The 21,216-nt window shown below is 61.9% G+C and carries 24 protein-coding genes and 1 pseudogene; 13 read left to right on the top strand and 12 right to left on the bottom strand.

The features are described from left to right. The first annotated feature begins 75 nt into the window (after window positions 1–75). The 3 genes from J7I89_RS21695 (at window position 76) to J7I89_RS21685 (ending at window position 1,693) form a co-directional block, all read left to right on the top strand. A complete protein-coding gene (locus J7I89_RS21695) occupies window positions 76–663 on the top strand; it encodes an NUDIX hydrolase (protein WP_214974628.1) in 588 nt (195 codons plus the stop codon). A 9-nt stretch (window positions 664–672) separates the two neighbouring features. Then, entirely contained in the window at window positions 673–1,062 is a 390-nt protein-coding gene (locus tag J7I89_RS21690; RefSeq protein ID WP_214974626.1) for a tautomerase family protein, read from the top strand. Between the two features lie 103 nt (window positions 1,063–1,165). After that, window positions 1,166–1,693, top strand: a complete 528-nt coding sequence (locus J7I89_RS21685; RefSeq protein ID WP_214974624.1) for an AAA family ATPase — start codon at window positions 1,166–1,168, stop codon at window positions 1,691–1,693. A gap of 132 nt (window positions 1,694–1,825) precedes the next feature. Here J7I89_RS21685 and J7I89_RS21680 read toward each other — a convergent pair. Beyond that, window positions 1,826–2,450, bottom strand: a pseudogene (locus J7I89_RS21680) (hypothetical protein). A gap of 130 nt (window positions 2,451–2,580) precedes the next feature. Then, the gene (locus J7I89_RS21675) at window positions 2,581–3,132 is read right to left on the bottom strand and encodes a class IV adenylate cyclase (RefSeq protein WP_214974623.1); all 552 of its coding nucleotides are present in this window, start codon (window positions 3,130–3,132) and stop codon (window positions 2,581–2,583) included. Window positions 3,133–3,314: 182 nt separating this feature from the next. Between J7I89_RS21675 and J7I89_RS21670 the strand changes: the two genes are divergently transcribed. After that, the gene (locus J7I89_RS21670; protein ID WP_214974621.1) at window positions 3,315–3,938 is read left to right on the top strand and encodes a DUF402 domain-containing protein; all 624 of its coding nucleotides are present in this window, start codon (window positions 3,315–3,317) and stop codon (window positions 3,936–3,938) included. 484 nt (window positions 3,939–4,422) lie between these two features. Here J7I89_RS21670 and J7I89_RS21665 read toward each other — a convergent pair whose 3' ends face one another. From J7I89_RS21665 to J7I89_RS21655, 3 genes are all read right to left on the bottom strand, one after another. Then, window positions 4,423–5,010, bottom strand: coding sequence for a GNAT family N-acetyltransferase (locus J7I89_RS21665; protein WP_214974619.1), 588 nt, complete (start codon window positions 5,008–5,010; stop codon window positions 4,423–4,425). A gap of 87 nt (window positions 5,011–5,097) precedes the next feature. Continuing rightward, window positions 5,098–5,787 carry an HAD family hydrolase gene (locus J7I89_RS21660; protein WP_214974617.1) on the bottom strand — a complete coding sequence of 230 codons (690 nt, stop codon included), beginning with the start codon at window positions 5,785–5,787 and terminating at the stop codon, window positions 5,098–5,100. 127 nt (window positions 5,788–5,914) lie between these two features. Continuing rightward, on the bottom strand, window positions 5,915–6,295 hold the full coding sequence (locus J7I89_RS21655) for an HIT family protein (protein ID WP_214974615.1): 381 nt from the start codon (window positions 6,293–6,295) through the stop codon (window positions 5,915–5,917). Between the two features lie 130 nt (window positions 6,296–6,425). Between J7I89_RS21655 and J7I89_RS21650 the strand changes: the two genes are divergently transcribed. Then, window positions 6,426–7,316, top strand: coding sequence for a dienelactone hydrolase family protein (locus J7I89_RS21650; protein ID WP_214974613.1), 891 nt, complete (start codon window positions 6,426–6,428; stop codon window positions 7,314–7,316). Between the two features lie 137 nt (window positions 7,317–7,453). On the opposite strand, the gene J7I89_RS21645 is transcribed toward J7I89_RS21650, so the two are convergent. The 3 genes from J7I89_RS21645 to J7I89_RS21635 form a co-directional block, all read right to left on the bottom strand. Further along, the gene (locus tag J7I89_RS21645; protein WP_214974611.1) at window positions 7,454–7,861 is read right to left on the bottom strand and encodes a RidA family protein; all 408 of its coding nucleotides are present in this window, start codon (window positions 7,859–7,861) and stop codon (window positions 7,454–7,456) included. Window positions 7,862–7,899: 38 nt separating this feature from the next. Continuing rightward, window positions 7,900–8,790: an aminoglycoside 6-adenylyltransferase gene (locus J7I89_RS21640; protein WP_214974609.1), complete on the bottom strand. Its 891-nt coding sequence runs from the start codon at window positions 8,788–8,790 to the stop codon at window positions 7,900–7,902. Window positions 8,791–8,902: 112 nt separating this feature from the next. Beyond that, on the bottom strand, window positions 8,903–9,559 hold the full coding sequence (locus J7I89_RS21635) for an alpha/beta hydrolase (protein WP_214974607.1): 657 nt from the start codon (window positions 9,557–9,559) through the stop codon (window positions 8,903–8,905). Between the two features lie 189 nt (window positions 9,560–9,748). Here J7I89_RS21635 and J7I89_RS21630 point away from each other — a divergent pair, with 189 nt between their 5' ends. Next, window positions 9,749–10,303: a pyridoxamine 5'-phosphate oxidase family protein gene (locus J7I89_RS21630; protein WP_214974605.1), complete on the top strand. Its 555-nt coding sequence runs from the start codon at window positions 9,749–9,751 to the stop codon at window positions 10,301–10,303. 455 nt (window positions 10,304–10,758) lie between these two features. On the opposite strand, the gene J7I89_RS25680 is transcribed toward J7I89_RS21630, so the two are convergent. The 4 genes from J7I89_RS25680 to J7I89_RS21610 form a co-directional block, all read right to left on the bottom strand. Further along, window positions 10,759–10,992 (bottom strand): DapH/DapD/GlmU-related protein, encoded by a 234-nt coding sequence (locus tag J7I89_RS25680; protein WP_308159999.1) that lies wholly within the window; start codon window positions 10,990–10,992, stop codon window positions 10,759–10,761. 97 nt (window positions 10,993–11,089) lie between these two features. Next, window positions 11,090–11,557: a GNAT family N-acetyltransferase gene (locus tag J7I89_RS21620; RefSeq protein ID WP_214974601.1), complete on the bottom strand. Its 468-nt coding sequence runs from the start codon at window positions 11,555–11,557 to the stop codon at window positions 11,090–11,092. A gap of 41 nt (window positions 11,558–11,598) precedes the next feature. Continuing rightward, complete coding sequence (locus tag J7I89_RS21615) at window positions 11,599–12,270, bottom strand: HAD family hydrolase (RefSeq protein WP_214974599.1); 672 nt, start codon at window positions 12,268–12,270, stop codon at window positions 11,599–11,601. Window positions 12,271–12,513: 243 nt separating this feature from the next. After that, on the bottom strand, window positions 12,514–13,614 hold the full coding sequence (locus J7I89_RS21610) for a LacI family DNA-binding transcriptional regulator (protein WP_214974597.1): 1,101 nt from the start codon (window positions 13,612–13,614) through the stop codon (window positions 12,514–12,516). Between the two features lie 245 nt (window positions 13,615–13,859). Between J7I89_RS21610 and J7I89_RS21605 the strand changes: the two genes are divergently transcribed. From J7I89_RS21605 to J7I89_RS21575, 7 genes are read left to right on the top strand one after another with little or no spacing between them, the layout of a single operon-like run. Continuing rightward, the gene (locus J7I89_RS21605) at window positions 13,860–15,143 is read left to right on the top strand and encodes a sugar ABC transporter substrate-binding protein (protein ID WP_308159998.1); all 1,284 of its coding nucleotides are present in this window, start codon (window positions 13,860–13,862) and stop codon (window positions 15,141–15,143) included. A gap of 1 nt (window position 15,144) precedes the next feature. Beyond that, window positions 15,145–16,092, top strand: a complete 948-nt coding sequence (locus J7I89_RS21600) for a carbohydrate ABC transporter permease (RefSeq protein ID WP_374102035.1) — start codon at window positions 15,145–15,147, stop codon at window positions 16,090–16,092. A gap of 8 nt (window positions 16,093–16,100) precedes the next feature. Further along, on the top strand, window positions 16,101–17,009 hold the full coding sequence (locus J7I89_RS21595; protein WP_214974595.1) for a carbohydrate ABC transporter permease: 909 nt from the start codon (window positions 16,101–16,103) through the stop codon (window positions 17,007–17,009). 48 nt (window positions 17,010–17,057) lie between these two features. Then, a complete protein-coding gene (locus J7I89_RS21590; RefSeq protein WP_214974593.1) occupies window positions 17,058–17,810 on the top strand; it encodes a sugar phosphate isomerase/epimerase in 753 nt (250 codons plus the stop codon). Beyond that, a complete protein-coding gene (locus tag J7I89_RS21585) occupies window positions 17,807–18,961 on the top strand; it encodes a Gfo/Idh/MocA family protein (protein WP_214974591.1) in 1,155 nt (384 codons plus the stop codon). The genes J7I89_RS21590 and J7I89_RS21585 overlap by 4 nt, the downstream gene beginning before the upstream one ends. A 9-nt stretch (window positions 18,962–18,970) precedes the next feature. Beyond that, window positions 18,971–20,143 carry a Gfo/Idh/MocA family protein gene (locus tag J7I89_RS21580; protein WP_214974589.1) on the top strand — a complete coding sequence of 391 codons (1,173 nt, stop codon included), beginning with the start codon at window positions 18,971–18,973 and terminating at the stop codon, window positions 20,141–20,143. 2 nt (window positions 20,144–20,145) lie between these two features. After that, window positions 20,146–21,153 (top strand): sugar phosphate isomerase/epimerase, encoded by a 1,008-nt coding sequence (locus tag J7I89_RS21575; RefSeq protein WP_214974587.1) that lies wholly within the window; start codon window positions 20,146–20,148, stop codon window positions 21,151–21,153. Window positions 21,154–21,216 lie beyond the last annotated feature (63 nt).

The raw sequence follows: 21,216 nt of genomic DNA, 5'->3' as shown, positions 1-21,216 counted from the left end.
CGTGGCAGCGATTATGCCAGGCCACGCATGGAGATATCGTGGCCCCAAACGTACTCCCACGAGGAATGAGGAACGATGAGCATCGAAAAATGGGCGACGCTGAGCTCACGACCAGTCATTTCAGATCGCTGGGTCAACCTCCGGGCCGACTCCTGTCTTCGCAGCGACGGCATCACGATCGATCCTTTCTACGTTCTGACGCAAAGCGAGTGGGTATCCGTTTTTGCTCTTACTACCGGAGGAGAGGTTGTCCTGGTGGAGGAGTACCACCATGGAGCAGGAACGGTCGGCATAGGGCTTCCAGGGGGTGTCGTTGAAGCCTCCGACGGGTCAGCGATTGAGGCAGCAGCCAGGGAACTACGCGAAGAGACGGGCTTCCGGGCCGAGCAGCTGACATCCCTGGGCGCAACATGGGCCAACTGGGGCAACCAAACGAACCGAGTACACCACGTCCTTGCGACTGGCTGCCACAGGGTCGGGGAGCCGACCCTTGACGAGTCAGAGCAAATACGCGTTCACGTGATTTCGCGGTCGGACTTCGACCCCATGAGCCTCCAGCAGTCGTATCACCAACTCACATCCCTCCTGGCAGAACGGCTCAGCCATGGAGGAGTTGAGCAAGCAGTTCGCGCTGACCTGCTAGCGCGCCCGCAGCATCAGTAGAGTGGCGGCATGGCACAGGTCACTATTTACGGACTCCGGAGCTCGATCGAGCAGCACCGCGCATCGCTTTCAAGCGCGATACACACCGCGATCGTCGCGACCCTTGATTACCCACCTGAGAAGAAATTCCAGCGCTTCGTTCCCCTTACCGAGGACAACTTCATTTATCCCGAGGACCGCGGCGGGGACTACACGATCATCGAAATCTCGATGTTCGAAGGGCGGACCGAGCAGGCGAAACGCAACCTCATTTCCGAACTCTTTGCGCGCATCGAAGCCGAGGCAGGCATTGACCCACACAGCCTTGAGATAACGATCCTCGAGAGTCCGCGAGTCAACTGGGGCATCCGCGGCGTCAACGCTGCTGACCTGGCACTCAACTATCACGTCAACATCTAAACTCGTCACTTCATCCGACCTGAGCCCTCGGCTGTCCCAATTCCCTTCGAAGAGGGACAGCTGCCGAGGCTGTTGAAGTTAACACGTCACCTAGACTCCTGGGATGGCCCCTCATCTTCAGAGCGTATTCCTCAATGGCACGGTTGGTTCCGGAAAGACGACAACGGGCGAAGCCCTGCACCGGATCCTCGCTGAGGACGGAATCAGCAATGCCATCATCGATCTGGATCAGCTGCGGCGAAGCTGGCCCGCACCGCCAACAGATCGGTTCAACCATGAACTCGAACTCCGGAACCTCCAAGCAGTTGCAACAAACTACAGCGAGGCCGGAGTACGACGTTTCATCCTGGCCGGGGTCATTGAGAGCCCTACCGAGGTTGAACGCTATCGCACGGCCCTGGGCGGAGGAGACCTGACCGTTGTCCGTCTGGATCCGCCTCTCGACACTGTTCAGAAGCGGCTTAGGAATCGGCACGAGCCCGATAGTCCGGAGTTGTCCTGGCACCTGCATCGCAGCGTGGAACTAAACCAGATCCTGAGCGAAGCTCGACTTGATGCGCATGTCATGGCCATCGGCAATGAAAGGCCCAAGGACACTGCGCTTGCTATTCGCGCGATCATCGGGTGGTAGCGGGTGGCCGCAGTGGAGTCTCATTTCCTTGGAGCCGGGACACCCCATGACGGGACACTCCCCTGCTCCGGATCTGTCAGTTTCTGAGGGCGTCTGCAAGGAATGTCGATGTCGGGTGCGCAGATCGTTTCTTCAAGAGTGGACGACACCCTTTCGGCATCTGACCGATGCGAGTTGCACTGGGATGGTTTGTTCGCACCATGTGGCTGTGAGGACCCTCTGTTCAGCCGTTTCTTGGACGAGATTTAGCACCCGGTTAACCGACAACTCCAGGTCCCCCGCAAGTATGGCTGTCACGCCGTCCACGGTGCCAGACACTGATGAGCAGATGATTGGAACGCTGGTGTCCGGCGTTCCCGAGCTCTGCAGGTGTACCGACTCAGGCATCATTTCCAGCCTTCCGTCGACCTCGAAAGATTGGTCGGCCTGTGGCTGGCCGGTCAAGATGGCGGCGGTCAGGGCGGATACATACACGGGGTCACCAGCAGCATCATAAATCCATCGTGTTCCGAGAAAAGAGTGCTCCAGGGTGCCAATCAGGAACAGGTCGGCCTCCGGGAGAGGGGAACCTCTATATGTCACTCGCCACGAGAAGTGTTTCGATGCCGACGTCCCCGTCAGGATCGTCAAAGCGGAAGGAGCCGATACGCCTAAGATGCGTTGCCCCGTTCCCCGCGAACCACGTTTGGTTGGGCAGCCACTGCTGGAGGAGCTCCACTTTCGAAGGAGTCAGCGTTGCTTTGTGAACGATAGCCATGGCACTCAGCCTAAAGGGCCGGGCATCCGCGGGGAGGCCGTCCGATTGCAAACGTGGGGCGTTTCAATTCCTTGGATTCGGCAGCCCTGTGTGGACACTCTCCGCTGATCCGGATCTGCGGAATGCCGCGTCAGGTGGTCCTGGCATCATGCCCACGTGTGGAATCACTTGCGAGAGCGCTGAGGAGGTCCACGTAGGCACCACTGACCATGGCGCCGGCCTCAATACCGAACGCAGCGACCAGACGATGCGCTTCAGACGTCGCGGCGTCGGGCTCTAGCCCGTCTTCTACCCCGACCTCAAGTTCGAGGAAGTCACCCAGGCCGTCAACGCGGTCAAGGTGGATCCGTGCCTGGCCGATCCGGAACACCATGCGGCGCTTCCGTACACGGCCGGACTCGCCGTAGGCCAGCGCCAGGACCGACCGCAGCCCGTCGGGGTCGGAGGTCTCCGAATGGACGTAGAACGAGGTTTTCGGGCCCAGTTCATCTGCCCTGCGGTAGTAGATCAGCACGCCGTGGTCATCGCGGAGAGCCCGGAGCTTGAGCCGGCCGCCCTCGCAGGAGAAGAACGTGTCGTCCTGCACGACGTGCTCCGGACCCGCATCAGCAAGCGCCGCGATCACCGGCAGCAGCGTTTCGAGACGGTCCACACGCGCTTTGATCTCAACATTTGTCGGCATGACCCCACTCAATCACGACCGACCATCGACATGACCCCAGCGCGCCGCAGGCACCACAGCCCGGACGTCCGTCGGGGTCCACCGCGGAAGCCTGAAGGCCGTGTGGAGTCCTTGTCTGCAGCACAATGACATGGCAGGCATCGTTGCCCGCCATCCCAAAGAAGTGCCGGTAGCCTGAGTCAATGTCTGTGGAATTGCGCACCTTTCGGCCCGGCGAACGGATCCTGATCCGGGAGGTGCTTGACAGCAAAGTATGGACGGCCCGGCCCGTCACCGTGATCGAGGACACCGATGATCAGTTGGTGTCCTATCTGGCCCCGGGCACGCTCATCGACTATCCCCTGGCCGTCGAGCACGGCGAGAAGACCTTCTCGATGTGGTTGTCCGGCGAATGGGGCTTGAGGAAGAAAGAATTCGTCGCCCCGGGGATGCTCCGTATCGCACCGCACGGCCAGCCCTTCGAAGTGTTCGCCTCAGTCCCCGAGAACGGAGGCGTCATATCCTGGTACGTAAACTTCCAACAACCGCTGAAGCGGACCGCTCTTGGGTTCGACACCATGGACGAAACACTGGACCTCATCGTCGCTGCCGACTTCTCCTCATGGGAGCGCCGCGACGAAGACGAGCTTGAACTCGCCGTGTCGATGGGCATCTATGACCCGGCCGACGCCCAGCGACTCATTGCGTCGTGCGCCGCCGTCGAGCAGAGCCTGAGTCAAGGCACTGTTCCGTGGGACATCCGGTGGCGAGGTTGGACCCCGCCAGCCACCGGCGCCGGATGGGGAGCGGTCTCGGTGTCCCGTTAGCCGGTGGCTGACCGGAGTGGGCTCAGACTGGCGTAGAGGGAAGGTTCTTGACACCGAACGCAGCCATCACGGGCTTGAGCAAGATCAACTCTCGGTGACAATCGGTCCCGCGTAGCGGCGCTTTTCACGCGCATAAACCGCCATCAGCTCCGACTCAGTCACATCGCTGCCGACGGCACCACCGCAGAGCACAAGCACCGAGGACCCTGAGGCTGGCGTTAGCGACCTGAGTCCTGCGCGCACACGCCACCGATTGATGAGGTTGACGCGTGCGCCACGGTTCCGAGAGCCGAGGACGACAACTACCTCGTCAGTCCCGTGACTGAGCTGGCCTCCGAGTCTGCGCCGAGACGACCGCCAATGGGCAAACTCTCCCCAGAGCAAGATTGCGAACACCAGCGCAATTGCTACGAACAACCAGATCATGATCGACTACACTATCTGGCTCGCGTGCCCGGATAGTCGGTCCGTCAGCGGGCTGTTCTCATGTAGCGGTCCGCTCGTGCAGGGCGAACTTCACCGTCGGCCACTCGTCGTCGATGATCGAGTACACGACGGTGTCGCGGATCGTACCGTTCTCGAACACCGTGTGTTTGCGGAGTACCCCGTCCTGTTTGGCTCCCAGGCGTTCAATTGCAGCTCGTGACTGTCTGTTGTGCCAGTGAGCTCGGAATTCGACCGCAAGACAGCCAAGCTCCTCGAACGCGCGCGTCAGCAGGAGTGTCTTGGCTCCCGTGTTGATCCCGGCCTGCTGGGCTCTTTTGCCTAGCCAGGTTGATCCGATTTCCAGGCGTCGATTCGCTGGGTCGAGGTTGCAGTATGTTGTCATGCCAACGGCTCGTCCGGATGAGGCCTCGATGATGGCCCACGGCGCCATGCGCTCCTCGTGTTGCAGCGCAAGCCGACGGTTGATTTCATCGCTCATCATTTCTGGCGTTGGGATGTGGGTGTACCAGGTGCGCCAGAGTTCTTGAGCCGCTACGGCTTCAGCGAGATCGTCTCGGTGTGCCGGGTGCAAAGGCTCGAGGATCACGTTGCTGTTCTTCAGTACCGGAGTCGCTGCGAAGTTCATTCGACCACAATATGCCACCGTTTCGTGCCGAAAGCCGGCAATCGGCATCGGCAAATCTGTGCCGCAAAGCGGATCCCCATCGAGCTGCTAAGGGCACAATGTCTTCGCCATGAGGAGGAGTTCGTGCAGGCTTCGAATCTCCAGGTTTGGTGCAGCGTTCGGGGCCGAGGCGCCCTCCCTGTTGAGCCAGACGCCGGTCCAACCTGCGGCTTGGGCTCCGGTGACGTCATTGGCCAGTGAGTCACCGACCATGATTCGCGGTTCCCCGGGCAACAGGTCTGAGGCGATGTCAAAAATCCGGTGATCTGGCTTTTCGATGCCGTGGTCCTGTGACAGGACGGCGGCCTGGAAGGAATCCTCCAGGCCCAGGTTCTTTGGATACGAGTTGCCGTTGGATAGGAGTCCGACCTGGTGGTTTCGTCTTAGCTCTGCCAGGACCGGCAGCACATCGTCGTAGAGCATCACGTCGGCAAAGCGATGCTGCAGGTAAAACTCGTTGAGGTGGGCTGCGAGATCGTCGTCCCGGAATCGAAGGCGCGCGAGGCTCTGCTTGAAGGCCTCGAGCCGCACCTGCTCGAGGTTGGTCACTTGGCCCCGCAACCGTTCCGCGGCAGCTTCCCGGTCGGTGACGAAGGCCTCGACGCTCAGGTCTCCTCCGGTCTGGGGCCGAAGCCTGCGGAGCTCTTCGATCGTGGCTGCCAGGGCACGCCTCATCATCGCCTGGAAATCCCACAGCGTCTGGTCACCGTCAAAGAAGAAGACTGCCACAGATGCCATCAAAACAGACGCGTGCTTCCGGCGGGAACTATGTCGTTGAGAGTCTCGTTGGTAGTTCGGCGGATTCAGGGGGCCATCGCAACAAGGACGCTTTGGAACGGTTGAAACTTGTCAGGAGCCCGAGCGTCTAGTTTCCGTAGTATCCGCGCCCGATGACCGCGTGCCGGACGCCGCCGCGAGGGTCGATCACGTCATTGGTATATCGCGGGATGACATGCAGGTGAGCGTGGAACACGGTCTGTCCCGCGGCTGCGCCATCATTGAAGCCCACGTTGTACCCATGCGGTTTGAAGCGTCGGCCCAGTTCACGCTTGACACTACCCAGGAGCGCGAGGGCGGCCGTCTGCTCGTCGGCCGACGCATCGAACCACGAGGCAATCGGACGCCTGGGCACGATCAGAGCGTGCCCAGGCGAGGTCGGATTCGTGTCGAAGAACGCAAACGTCAAGGCATTGCTGGCCAGCCAGACGTCCTCGGGAATGCTCAAGAAGGGGGAAACGGCATCCATGCTGTCATCCAAGCACACCGAGTGCCAGGAATCGCAAGGCCCCGCCGGTACGGCAGCGCACACATTATCCGGGAAGACGACTTCGGAAAATTGACAGTCAGAACCCGTGACGGGCTGAGAGGATTGGGGCATGGACGACATGTTGGGCCGCGAGGGAGTTCGTCGACTCTTGGGATTGGAGGACCCTGAACACTATGCGCCGAAGGCAGTCCGTCGTCGCGTGCTCGCCCCCGTTGGTTCGATAGCACGCGAACGGATCGAAGTGGACACCTGGGACGATGACACTATCCCTTGCCTGCTCCTGACGCCCCAGGCACCCGCCGGACCCACCGTGATTGCCGTCCACCAGCATGCCCGGGCTTTCTCACTGGGCAAGACCGAAGTGGCTGGCCTCTCCGGCGACCGAACAATGGCGTATGGCCTCCGGCTCGCCGAACGTGGAGTCCGAGTGCTCATCCCCGACCTGATCGGGTTCGAAGAACGTCAACGGAACTGGTCGGCCAGCGGCGGGGACGACGAACAATTCGATGCGCTGCTGCGCATCGCTGGGGGCAGCAGCCTGCAGGCGAAGCACGCCAGCGACATAGCGACCTTGACGACGTGGCTCACGGATCAACCTGAGATTACCGGGAGCCTCGGCATCATGGGACACTCCCTCGGCGGCCAAGTGGCATTCTTCAGTCTTGCGTTCGATCCGCGCCTTTCTGTTGGGGTGATCAACTGCGGTGTCGGCACGCTGGCCTCGTTCGCCAAGCACCGCCTTAAGCACAATTCTGCATGGTTCGTACCGGGCTTGGCAGCCGCGGGGGACGTGCCTGCGGTGGCTAGAACACTCCAAGGCCAGAGAGTGTTCCTCTCAGCCGCGACCTCGGACCCGTGGTTTCCCATGGACGGAGTGCGGTCGGTGCTTGCCAGCTTCGGTCCCAGAGTGTGCGACTCATACCTGTTCGATGGAGAGCACGAGTTCCCTGCCGAGGCGATGGAACTTGCCTGCTCGCATTTCGCAGACCGGCCCTCATGACGGCAGAAGCTGCAAGGCTCTCCCGGTGAGGGATCCCCTAGTGACAGATTCGGGGATGTCTTCGTTCTCAGGTATTGGCTGCGTCATCGATCCAGCAAAGGAACTCGGTTCGCTGTTGATGAGCGGACAGCACCGGTTCAATCAATAACTGCGGCGATTGCTTCGATCTCTACCAACTGGTCTTCATAGCCGAGCACCGTGACTCCCATCAGCGTGCTTGGCACATCGTGCTCGCCAAAGGCTGCCCGAACCACGTCCCACGCCGTTACCAGGTCGGCCCGCTCGGTCGATGCCACAAGGATGCGTGTGGAGATTACATCCCCGATGCCGGCACCGGCGGCTTCCAGGGCAAGGCACAAGTTCTCAATCGCTTTTGCAGCCTGTGCTGCGTAGTCCCCTGGCCCTGCGGTCGTACCGTCCTTATTCAAGGGGCATGATCCGGCCAGGAAAATGAGGCGTGCGGCGCCGGGAACGGTCGCCGCATACGCGTACTGCGCGGAGGCACTAAGGGTGCTCGAGCTAATGAGGGTAACTGCGCTGGGCATGGGCGTCCTCTTGTTGGAATGCGCTGGCAAATCCCACCCTATCGGCGCCGACAACGAGTCATGCAGCATGGACCGCAGACCGTTGCCCCAACGGGCACTCGGTGCCCGTTGGGGATCCTCTTGCGGACATCTGTATGCATCGCAAGGATGGCTTCGACCTCGCGGTGAACGCGGTCGTGATCGAAGGGTTGGAAGCGAAGCTTGTCCGCGATACGCGCGCCAAGGTCGGCGAACAGGATGATTGAAGCGCGCAGGGCATTGGCAGAATCCACGGCGTCGAATTGGCCCCAGCACTGTTCAAGCGCTTGCTGCACGTCGAGGTCCATCCATTCCCGCATTCGGGAACCGAGGAAGCGTACGTCGTAGTCAAGTCCGTAGCGGGCGTGGTGATCCCATTCGATCAGCATCAGCAGCGACGCTTTCAGGTCTCGGTCGCGGATCTTGCTTGACCACGGCTCGTCTCGGACGATCGCCTTCGCACACATCAGTGCAGCGGCATATCCCCAGTCCAGTCGCTCATGAAATGCCGTCTCGTCGGGCAACGAATTCCGCACCGCAGCCTGGCGAAGTGAGCCGGAATGACCGTCCTTGTCTACGAGGACGGCGAAGCGCCGTTCATAGCGCATCGTCGGTAGCGCGTCGGCCTTGATGACGGTCAGGTCGAGCTTGCCGCCGACGTAGTACACCAAGCGGGTGGGGTGCCAACCGGGGTTCGCCAGGCGCTCGACAACAAGGACCTCCCCGAGTTGATCCCACCAGGAATCGTCTGAAAGGAGCGGGGCCGGGTCGGTGGCGTACACCTCGATATCGCGATCCGATAGGGGATGCGTCTCGTTGGCGGCCGCGGAACCGGTCAGCACCATCGCGCGCACATTGACGTTGTCCTGAGCCCAAGCGGTCAGCCTGTCGATTACCTTGTTGTAGTCCATGCCTCTAGGTTTCCACGAGGTTCGGCGGCAAGCGCGTCGGCCGCCCGTTAGCCGGTCCTTGGGGGCACGTGAGATTTTGCTCACCGGCGCCTCGTTTCGGCCAACGGGGTGTCTATATCTCCAAGATGCGTTTCGTGAGCCACTTAGGTTGGCTGATGAAGGGTGAATGGCTCGAGTTTAAACTGACAGCCTTGGTACATCGGCCGGCCATTCGTTCCTGAAGGATAGGACTAAGCGCTTTGTCCTGTTCACAGTGAATATAGGTGCTCTCGGTGGTTTGCCAGGCAATGCGGCTGGGCACCCCGCGACCATGACCAGGTTGTTGAGGTACTAGGAGCGACGTGGCCCGTGCACTATCGGCGGCGGAACAATCTGCGTACAAAACCTCACGAGCCCGTTCCGGCTGAATGCTGGTTGACCCATCCTCGTTATGCCGGATGGCGTCGTTGACCAGCGCTGAGGGACCACCCAGAATGGCGCCACTTTCACCGGCTGCCGGAACGAACGCCGCAACGTACATGAGGTGCCGGACCCGTTCCAGGCCAGTGATGACAGATCCACCATATGAATGGCCAAGGACGACTGGCGGTGCCAAACATCCATCGACCGTCTCTTGGACGACTGCAGTATCCGCAGCTAGTGAACCCCTATGCAGACGAGGAACATGGACAGTGGCGCCGAGGCGGCGCAGATCGTCTGCCAACTGGTCGAAGTGGGCCGGCTGGTGCCACAAGCCATGGACGAGCACCACTTCAGTCTGCTGATTCATCCAGTCAGCCTACGTTTAGAGATGCAACCTGTGGGGAGCATGAGGGCGCAAGAGCCTCTAAGCAAGCCAACTGACAGCCGCAATGTCGCGCCCGTAAGCCGGTGGCTCAGCGGACGCCGCTGCGTCCGATTTGGGGATCCCTGTCGGACGGAATCGAGAGGGCCCGATCCTACGGACTATGCTTTGAACGTGGCCAAAATATTCGATTCCATCGACAAGAACCTCAAAGCGTGGATCGAGGAACAGCCCATGTGGTTCGTCGCAACTGCGCCCCTTGGAGCAGACGGACATGTGAATTTGTCCCCCCGCGGCCACGACTCATTCTCTGTCTTGGGCACCCACCGGGTCGGCTGGATTGACTACACCGGCAGCGGCGTCGAGACAATCGCACACATCCGAGAAAACGGCCGCGTGTGTATCATGTTCAATTCGTTCGGCAGCAGGCCCCGCATCGTTCGACTACACGGCCGAGGCTCGGTGTTCCTCCCGGGTGAGGCAACATTCGAAGAAGTACTGGCGCTTCACCCCGAGCACCCAAGCACCCGAGCGGTCATCACGGTAGACGTCACCCGCATCAGCGACTCGTGTGGCTGGGGCGTCCCCATCATGGAAATGACCGGCGAGCGTGACCTTCTTCGCTTACGGGCCGAGAACAAGGGCGCAGACGGCATGGCCGAATACCGCGCCGAGAGGAACGCGCGGAGCATAGACGGTCTGCCCGGGTTCCCCCAGATGCATAGTTGACACGCGGGAGGTGATTCTCTCGCGATCTGTCCCGGTCTCGAAATAGACATGTTCGCTGAGGGATCCTCATATGGGCTCATGGTGGCAGCACGGCTAGTTGCCGCGACACCGGCATCTGCAGTCCTGGCAGCGGTTACGGCCCGGGCGGCGGCGCCAAATGCCAGAGTTCGCAGATCAGGAAACAGGGCATGCAGCATAGGAGCGCGCTGGTCGAGGTCAGTCCTTCGGGTGGCCCGAGTGTGCAAAGGCCGTCGAGCAGCCGCGGGCGAGCGTTCCAGGGAAGCCGAAATCCATTGGCCGGACTGACGAAAATATTGCCCGCAAGGGGGAAACCCTTGTGGGACACTTTCAGGGCGCCACGGCACGGCTAACAGAATTTTGCACGAGGGTCGTAGATGAAAATGTGCTTGCTCGCGGTGACGACATGCGGGCTGGCCCAAGGCCATGCCACATGGTCAGAGTTGCCGGATCACTTTGGCTGGGTTTCCGGCCGCAAAGACTTGAGCCGGGATGTCCTTCAATACGACGCTACCGGCACCGATGACGGTATTCGCACCGATCGTCACGCCGGGACAAACGATGACGCCACCACCCAACCAAGCGTTGTCCTCAATCTCTATGGGCTCCGCCCGTTCCCAGCCATCTCGCCGTTTTTGGTGGTCGCTGATTGGATGAAGTGCGGTGAGCAATTGGACGCCTGGCCCAATCCGCACATCGGCCCCTATCGTAAAAATCCCCCCGGAGGCGATTCGCTCCCTGCAACCGCTCATGCCGGCAGCCGATTCCTCAGGAGTGGAGGCCCTGTTCCATGAATTGTGCAGATGAGCTGAACCCTGCGCGAACATAAGCGGTGACCGCCCGCTCACTGCTATGGACGGTGATCCGTTCGGCCCCCGAATCCCGGGCCGCGTTCAGGGCGGCATCGATCAGACGCGCGCCCACACCAGTGTTTCGTGCGAAGGGAACGACATAGAGGGACTGCAGCTCCGCGGACGTTCGTTCGAGCGCCTGAGCGGTGGGGACTCGGTCAAAGTAGGCGACGATGGCAAATCCGACCAAAACACCGTCCTGTTCGACGACGAGGCATCTGTGCGTGTCCGCGTGGCCGCGTAGCCACGAAGCGAACAGTCCGACGAACGTCTCCTTCGAGTCGGACCGTGCGGATCCTTTCCCTTCGACGAGCCATTGCCATCGAAGGGCAGCTACTGCGGGAAAGTCCTTATCTACAGCAGGCCGGATCGCCTCATCGTCCATGGCGCCATGCTCTCACACCGGCGAAGGAGACCATATCCAGGCTAAAAGATCCGTTCCTCAATTGGCCTGGGGCCTAGATGAACGACTGCGTCCAGGACCTCGGCGGCGGTTGTTGCCGTGACCGTGGGAACAGCCCGATCTGCTGGCCAATCCATCCCGCGAGAAACCCAGCCTGTTTCCAAGCCAGCTGACCTGCCGCCCGCAATGTCAGCAGTCGGGTGATCGCCGATCATCCAACCGCTGGGCAGGTCGGCGCCCAGTCGATCCGCAGCAATGCGGAAGATCTCGGGGTCCGGTTTTTTGACACGTTCCGTTTCGGAGATAACAACAGCATCGACATATCGTCCAAGCCCGACCGTTTCAATTTTGAGGGTCTGCTGCGCAGTCGTTCCGTTGGTGACGATACCTATTTTCCAGCCGGATTCCCGCGCGTTCCCGAGGGCGTCGATCGTGAGGGGATCCATCGTCAATAGATCCACGTGTTCGTAGAGAAGTGCGTTCACAAGAGCGTCGATCGACTTGTTCGTCTTGAACCGTTTCCTGATCGCGCGAGCCAAAGATTCTCGTGGTTCGTAGCCGTCACGGTCTGTGGCGATAAGCCACTCTGCCTCCGAATCGGGTCGCCCGAGCGACCGGACAAAATGCATTGCCCAGAGATTGAAGGCGGACGCCCTGTCGACCAAAGTGTTGTCCAAATCGACAAGTAGCAACATCCCTTCAGACTAAGGCCCGCTCAAGTCCTCGCGCCAAATGCGGTCCTTGCTGCTCGCGGTGAGTGGGTCTCGAATGAGAAGCGGCTCCTGGAGCGTGCTGGATTGCGTGACATCGATCAGCTAGTCGCAGGACTACGAGCCGACTCCCGTGTCCTTGATCAAGTGATCGACGAAGCCGAGAGCCGCTTCACTGAAGCCTGACCGAGCGATCCGCTAGAGGATTGCGAGCCTGGGCTCCCGGAATCAGACGGGCAGGCAGCCGCAACTCTCGCGCACGATCAACTGAACCGGCAGCTCCTGGCTCCGGGCAGGCTTTTCAGGGTGTTCGAACCTGTCGAGCAGTATTCCGACAGCTGTCCTGCCCATGAGTTCCATTGGCTGACGGATGGTGGTCAGCGGCGGACGGGAAATGAGACCTGCTGCGATTCCGTCGAATCCGGTAACGGCGATTTGTCCCGGGACGCTGATGCCACGGGCCGCGAGTTCACCCATGATGCCGAGGGCGATTTCATCCTGGGCGCATACCAGGGCTGCGGGCAAGGACTCCTGGGCCAGAAGTATGTCCGCCACTTTCTCCGACCAGCCGGGCTTGCCTTCGTCGGCCACCAGCGGCTCGCGAAGTTCCTTCAATCCCGAGGATCGAAGTTGGGACTGGTAGCCCTCGTACCGTGCCAGAGCGTCCGGGAATATGCGGGCCGGCCCAACGAACTGCAGGTCTTCGAACCCGTGGGTAGAGATCAGGTGCTCGGTCAAACGCCTCATTCCGCCCGCATTGTCGCAGGTGACGCCGCTGACCGTGTCACTGTGGGGCCGCTCGGAAAATTCGACAACGGGGATCATCCTGGAGATCCTCTCGAGGACGTCGTCGGACACAGACCTCGGGAACACAGCCAGTCCGTCTACCTGGCCCGCTATGTCTGCAAACGCCGTTTCGCTGTTTGCCTGGCTGCCGCCGCTGACGATCAGCGTGTACCCCCGCCGTCGGCATTCCAAGGCCACGCCGCGCTGGACCTCGTCAACGTACACGGGAAACAACCTGAGGTCTGCATTGGACGCATCAACGGCCGGCCCCCCGGCCCCGTCCGCCCCGGCTGCAGGACCGTCCTCCGGCCCGGTCCCTAGGGAATAGTAGTCATAGGAATAGATCCCCAGCGCGCCCGTCCTGCCGCGGGCCAGACCGCGTGCATTCCCGCTGGGAACATAGCCCAGCTCCTTAGCCGCCGTAAGTACGTTTTCCTTGGTTGACGGCTTGACGCGGTGGGGCTGCCGGAAGGTGAACGAAACGGTCGCGATCGATACACCCGCCCGCTCCGCCACGTCATAGACTGTCGGTCGCCTGACCATCGGCTCCCCCTTCACCTGAGTTGTTATGCGCTTAGCATATGGCAATTCAGGCTGGGCGCGTCATTCTGGCCCAATTCTCCAGAAACTTTCTCCAAACACTTGTGCTCCCGCATCAATGCGCATAAATTCTTTCCAAGCGAGATTACGTAAAGCGCATAGATTCGGTTTTGCAAGGACGCCTCCGAACAGGCGGCCGGATCCCCAAAGCCCGCCATCTCGCAACTTGAAGATCTCCGAAAGGATCAATGATGCTCTCTCATAAGGCCCGAAAAGTGGCTGTTCTTGGCGTGGCAGCCGCGCTTTTGATGACCGGCTGCGGCCGTGATGCCGGCTCACCTGCGGGAAGTGCAGCTTCCGCTGCCCCGATTGCCTCGGGGCAAGCGACGGGGACCATCACGGTGTGGGCGCAGGCCGACGAAGGGGCCGCACTCCCGCAGCTGGCCAAAGACTTCGAGGCTGCAAACCCGGGCGTGAAGGTCAACGTGACGGCGGTACCGTGGGATGCCGCCCACAACAAGTACCAAACCGCCATCGCCGGCGGCACCACGCCGGACGTCGCCCAGATGGGTACCACGTGGATGAGCGACTTCAGCGACGCCTTTGAGCCGGTCCCGGCCGAAGTGGATACCACCGGGATCTTTCCGGGCGCCCTGAAGGCAACGGAAGTGGCCGGTACCCATGTCGGCGTGCCGTGGTATGTGGACACGCGGGTGGTTTACTACCGCAGTGACCTGGCGGCCCAGGCCGGCTACGACAGCTTCCCCACCACGTGGGATGGGTTCAAATCCCTGGCCAAGGATCTGCAGACCAAGGCCGGCGCCAAGTACGGAGTGGCCCTGCCGACCGGCATCGCGGACGACTTCCAGTCCATGCTGCCTTTCCCCTGGTCCAACGGAGCCCAGCTTGTCAACGCCGACAGCACCAAATGGACGCTGGACACACCCGAAATGGTGGGTGCCCTGAAGTACTTCAACAGCTTCTTTCAGGAGGGCATCGCCAATAAGACGCCGGCAACCGGCGCCGGCGCGGCCGAGGCGGCCTTCGTCAATGGCTCAGTGCCCATGCTGATCGCGGGCCCGTCCGAAATCGGCCAGTTGGATAAGGCAGGCGGCCCGGGCTTCGCGGACAAGTACAAGGTAGGAATGATCCCCAAGGAAAAGTCCGCTACCTCCTTCGTCGGCGGCTCCGATCTGGTGGTCTTCAAAAAGACCCAGAACAGGGACACCGCGTGGAAGTTCATCCAGTACCTCTCCCAGCCCGAGGTTCAGCTTAAGTTCCACAAGCTCACCGGCGACCTGCCGGCCAAGCAGGCTGCCTGGACCGATACCTCCCTGTCCGGCGATGCCAAGCTCACCGTCTTCGGAAACCAGCTGAAGGACACAAACTCTCCTCCGGCGATCACCACCTGGACCCAGGTTTCCGCAGCCGCTGACACCCAGCTGGAGCAGATCGTCAAGGCCGGCAAGGACCCGGCCGCTGCGTTGACGGAACTGCAGTCCACGGCTGATTCAGCAGGAACAGGCCACTAACGTGACGGCGACATCCAGCCGTCCACGTTTTGGAACAACCAGCCGGGCCGGCGGACAGAGGACTGGATCCTCCTACCGCCGGCGCCGGCAGGCGTTCATTGCCTGGGGCTTCGCCCTCCCGTTCGTGGCGCTCTTCGGCGTGTTCATGCTGGTCCCGCTGATTTCGTCGTTCGCGATGTCATTCACGGACTTCACCAGCCGGGACGTCCAGAATCCATTTTCGGTCGGATTCGTCGGGCTGGAGCAATACGGCCGCTTGTTCGCCAACCCGCAGTTCCTGCATTCGATGCTGAACACCGGCTACTTCGTCATTGTCGGCATCCCCCTGACCATGGCGGTAGCCCTGGGCCTGGCAGTAGCCCTGAACAGCGGAATCAAGCGCTTCCGCACGGTCTTCCGGGTGGGCTTCTACACGCCGGTCGTCACCAGCATCGTGGCCATCGCCGTCGTCTGGCGCTTCATCCTGCAGCCTGACGGTCTGATGAACACCGTCCTGGGTGCCGTCGGCATCCAGGGACCGGACTGGCTCAACAGCACCACGTGGGCCATGCCGGCGATGATCCTCATGGCCGTCTGGCGCAACATGGGCACGTTGATGATCATCTTCCTGGCCGGCCTGCAGAACGTTTCGGCCGAGATGCTGGAAGCAGCCGAGGTGGACGGTGCCAATGCCTGGCAGCGCTTTACCCGGATCACCCTCCCTACCCTCCGTCCAACGCTGCTTTTGGGAGCCGTCCTGCTTTCGGTTGGCTACCTGCAGTTCTTCGAGGAGCCGTTCGTGATGACCAAGGGCGGACCGCTCGATTCCACGCTGTCCATCAGCTACTTCACGTTCAACCAGTTCGGGTTCGGACAGTACGGCCTGGCCTCCGCTGCCAGCTACGTCCTGTTTGTAGCCATCGCGCTGCTGAGCCTCGTCCAGTTCCGTGCCCTCCGGTCGAAGGACTAAGGATCGCCATGACAACTCCCACCGAAACCCTGAAAACCGAATCATCGAGAACAGCAATGGGCAGCCATCCCGGACGGACCCGCCCGGGCAAGCGCCGCCGTCGGGTCCGCCCTCAAAACCTGACGTATGTGCTGCTCATACTCGGGGTCGTCGCCACCCTCTTGCCGTTCGTGTGGATGCTGCTGGGCTCGTTCAAAACCCAGGGCGAACTCCTGCGCCGGCCCATCACCTGGTGGCCTGAAGCACCCACCCTGGAGAACTACAACCAATGGTTCACCACCCTGCACATCGACACTTTTTTCATCAACAGCCTCCTCGTGGCCGTGGTCACGGTGCTGGGAAACCTGGTGTTCTGTTCAATGGTCGGCTACGCCCTCGCCAAGATGGACTTCCCCGGCAAGCAGTTCCTGTTCCTGATCGTCATGGTGACCTTGATGGTTCCCGGCGTTGTCACTTTCGTGCCGCTCTTCGTCATGGTCAGCAAGCTTGGCCTGGTCAACACCTACCCGGCCCTGTTCCTGCCATTCCTTGCCGGGCCCCTTGGTGTCTTCCTCATGCGCCAGTTCATGATGGGCATTCCCGATTCAATCATCGAAGCCGCGCGGATCGACGGGGCCAGCGAACTCCGCATCTTCACCCGCGTCGTCATGCCCCTGTGCGGACCGCCACTGGCAACCCTCGGGATCCTCACCTTCCTGACGTCATGGAACAACTTCCTCTGGCCCCTGGTCGCGGCCCAAAGCCAGGAAAAGTACACCCTGCCGGTAGCACTGTCCCTGTTTTCCCAGGGACAGAACGCCACCAACTACGGACTGCTGCTGGCCGGTTCGGTCCTGGTCATCACACCCATCATCCTGCTGTTCATCATGCTGCAGCGCTACTTCATCCAAAGCGTCGCGGCCACCGGCATCAAGTAGCCGGCGTCCCGCTGCCCTTTCACACCGACCACCCAACGAGGTAAAGACATGCCCTATGCAGTCCAGCTCTACACCGTCCGCGACGCCGTCGAGCAAGACCTGCCCGGTACCATCAAGCGGCTGGCAGAGATCGGCTTCACCCAGGTGGAACCGTACAACTTCGCCGCCCGCGTCGAGGAATTCGCCCAGGCCTTCGCCGAGAACGGGATCACAGCCGCCACCGGCCACGCCCCGCTGCTGATGACCGAGGACAAGGACGAGATCTTCGCCGCCGCCAAACAACTGGGCATCGGCACCGTGATCGACCCCTATGTCCCGGCCGAACACTGGCAGGACGCCGAGTCCATCGGCAACATCGCCAGGCAGCTCAACGCCGCCGCCAGGAAAGGCTCGGAGTACGGGATCCGCGTGGGCTACCACAACCACCAGTGGGAACTGGAGTCCATCATCGAGGGCCGCACCGCACTGGAATATTTCGCGGACCTGCTGGACCCTGAACTGGTCCTGGAAGTGGACACCTACTGGGTGGCCGTGGGCAGCCAGGACCCCGTGGACATCCTCACCAAGCTCGGTAACCGCGTCATTGCCATCCACATCAAGGACGGGCCCGTGGACACCGACACCAAGGCCCAGCTCCCGGCAGGCCAGGGAAAGATCCCAGTGGCCGAAGTCATAGCGGCCGCGAAGCACCTCGAGGTCGGGGTCGTGGAATTCGACGACTACGCAGGTGACGTGTTCGACGGCGTCGCCCAGTCCCTCGCCTTCCTCAACTCCCTCGAGCCTGCCGGAGCCAAGGCATGAGCGGCGCAACGTATCGCGCCGAGCTGTCTCCCGGATTCTCCGCGTCTTCCCGCCGGGGGCCGGTCGGCGTCGGCGTCATAGGCGCCGGAAACATCAGCAAGCAGTACCTGGACAATCTGACTGTCTTCCCGGACCTGAAGGTGCACGTGATCGCGGACCTCTACGAGGACGCCGCGGAAGCCAGGGCCAAGGAATACGGCATTCCCGAATGGGGCGGCGTGAACGCCGCCCTGAACCACCCCGACGTCGAAATCATCGTCAACCTGACCATCCCCGCCGCGCATGTGGAGGTCGCCACCGCTGCAGTGAATGCCGGCAAGCACGTCTGGACCGAGAAGCCCTTCTCCCTGGACCGCGAATCCGGACTGGGCCTGCTGAAAACAGCCGACGCCGCCGGAATCCGACTGGGCTGCGCCCCTGACACCTTCCTCGGCGCCGGGCTGCAGACCGCCCGCAGGCTCATCGAACGCGGCGACATCGGCACCCCGCTGACCGCCATCACCATGTTCCAGACCCCCGGCCCGGAATCCTGGCATCCGAACCCGGCCTTCCTCTTCCAGCACGGCGCCGGGCCGCTGTTCGACATGGGCCCCTACTACCTCACCGCCCTGGTCCAGACCTTCGGCTCGGTCCGCCGGGTGGCCGCCGTCGGCTCTGCTTCCAAGAAAACCCGCGTGATCGGATCCGGGCCCAGGGCCGGCGAAGAATTCGCCGTCGAGGTCCCCACCCACGTCTCCGCCATGGCGGAGTTCGACGGCGGCGCCTCCTCGCACAGCGTGTTCAGCTTCGAATCACCGCGCGATCGAGCTGGCTTCGTGGAGATCACCGGCACGGAGGCCACCATTTCCCTGCCGGACCCGAACAACTTCGACGGCGACATCAGGCTCTGGCGTACCGGCGATGAAGACTGGACAGTTATCCCGGCCACGGGACCGTCCAACGGCCGCGGCATGGGTGTGCTGGACTTGGCCCGCTCCATCCGGGCCGGGGTTCCGCACCGTGCCACGGGCAACCTCGCCTACCACGTGCTGGACACCCTGGTTTCGATCACCGAGTCCGTGGAATCCGGCACCTTCGTCGATGTCGAAAGCGCCGCCCCCGTCTCCGCAGCCCTCCCCGAGGACTGGAATCCCACGACAGCCACACTCTAGGAATCACTCATGACTAGCTCCACCTCCAACAAAACTCTCGGCGTGGCGGCCATCGGCTACGCGTTCATGGGCAAGGCCCATTCCAATGCCTGGCGGAACGTGGCCAGCTACTTCGATGTTCCGGCCTTCGAGCAGAAAGTGCTCGTGGGCCGGGATCCGGTGCAGGTTGCCGAGGCTGCGGCCAAGTACGGGTGGAGCGAGTCCGCCACGGACTGGCGCACTGTCCTGCAACGCGATGACATCCATATCGTGGACATCTGCGCTCCGGGCTGGATGCACGCCGAAATCGCCACCGCGGCCCTGGAGGCGGGCAAGCACGTCCTCGTGGAAAAGCCTCTCGCCAACACCCTCGCCGAAGCCGAACTCATGACCGCCGCAGCAGCAAAGGCCAGGGCCAGGGGCATCCAGTCCATGATCGGCTTCAACTACCGCCGCGTCCCGGCCCTGGCGCTGGCCCAGGAACTGATCACCGAGGGCAAACTCGGGACCGTCCGGCACGTCAGGGCCTCCTACCTGCAGGACTGGCTCTCCAACGCCGATTCCCCGATGACGTGGCGCTTACGCAAAGAAACCGCCGGATCCGGGGCCCTGGGCGACATCGCCTCCCACGCGATCGACCAGATCCAGCACCTCACAGGACAGCGTGTCATGGAGGTGACCGGCACTCTTCGGACATTCGTGGCGGAACGTCAGGGACCGGATGGTCCCGAAGAGGTCACGGTCGACGACGCGGTTTGGGCGACCTTGGGAATGTCCGGCGAGATCAGCGCGTCCGTCGAGGCCTCACGTGTAGCCACGGGGCGGAAGAACAGCCTCAAACTCGAAATATACGGTTCCAAAGGCGCGCTGCTCTTTGATCTGGAGAACCTGAACGAGCTCGGTTTCCTGGACGCCACCGCCCCGGTGCGGGAACAGGGCTTCCGGAGGATCCTGGTCAACGAGCCCGTTCACCCCTACATTGGCGCGTGGTGGCCACAGGGCCACGTGATCGGCTGGGAACACACCTTCACCCACCAGATCCGCGACTTCCTGGCCGCCATCGACGCCGGGACCCCGCCGTCGCCGTCATTCGACGACGGGCTTCAGATCCAGCGCGTGCTGGCGGCCATCGAAGAATCAGCCAACAACAAGAGCACGCTGGCCGTCGTCGACCAGCCGGCGCCAGCCACCGAAGGACCCTGACCATGCCCCGCCCGTACACGCTGTTCACCGGCCAGTGGGCCGACCTGCCCTTCGAGGAAGTCGCGCGCCTGGCCTCCGGCTGGGGCTACGACGGCCTCGAAATCGCCGTCTCCGGGGACCACCTGGACGCCTGGCGCTGGGACGAACCCGGCTACGTCGAATCCAAACTCGCCATCCTGGAAAAATACAACCTCAAAGTCTGGGCGATCTCCAACCACCTCAAGGGCCAGGCCGTCTGCGATGACCCCATCGACTTCCGCCACAAAGCGATCGTCGGAGCCAAAGTCTGGGGCGACGGGGATCCCGAAGGCGTCCGCCAGCGCGCCGCCGAGGAAATGAAACACACCGCCCGGCTCGCCAAGGCACTCGGCGTGGACACCGTCGTCGGCTTCACCGGCTCCTCCATTTGGCAGTACGTGGCCATGTTCCCGCCCGTCCCGGAAAAAGTCATCGACGCCGGCTACCAGGACTTCGCCGACCGCTGGAACCCCATCCTGGACGTCTTCGACGAATGCGGCGTCCGCTTCGCCCACGAAGTCCACCCCAGCGAAATCGCCTACGACTACTGGACCACCGTGCGCACCCTCGAAGCGATCGGACACCGCCCCGCGTTCGGCCTGAACTGGGACCCGTCCCATTTCATGTGGCAGGGCATCGACCCCGTGTCCTTCATCTGGGACTTCAAGGACCGGATCTACCACGTGGACTGCAAGGACACCAAGCTCCGGTTTACGGGCCGGAATACCGTGATGGGCTCCCATCTGCCCTGGGGTGACCCGCGCCGCGGCTGGGACTTCGTCTCCGCCGGACGCGGCGACGTCCCCTGGGAATCCTCCTTCCGGGCCCTCACCGCGATCGGCTACACCGGCCCGATCAGCATCGAATGGGAAGACGCCGGCATGGACCGCCTTCACGGCGCGCCCGAAGCCCTCGCAGCACTCAAGAAGTTCGACTACCCCGCCTCCCAGACCAGCTTCGACGCCGCTTTTAGCAGCAAAGCTCGCCCGTGAACCCTAGGAACTATTAACTGGATCGTCTCCGGGAAACCCCACTCAACCATGGGATACCGCCGA

This window comes from Arthrobacter sp. ISL-5 (assembly GCF_018613835.1).
Lineage (GTDB): Bacteria > Actinomycetota > Actinomycetes > Actinomycetales > Micrococcaceae > Arthrobacter.
The sequence above is the reverse complement of the archived record's forward strand: the minus strand, read 5'-3'. Positions and strand labels throughout refer to the sequence as shown.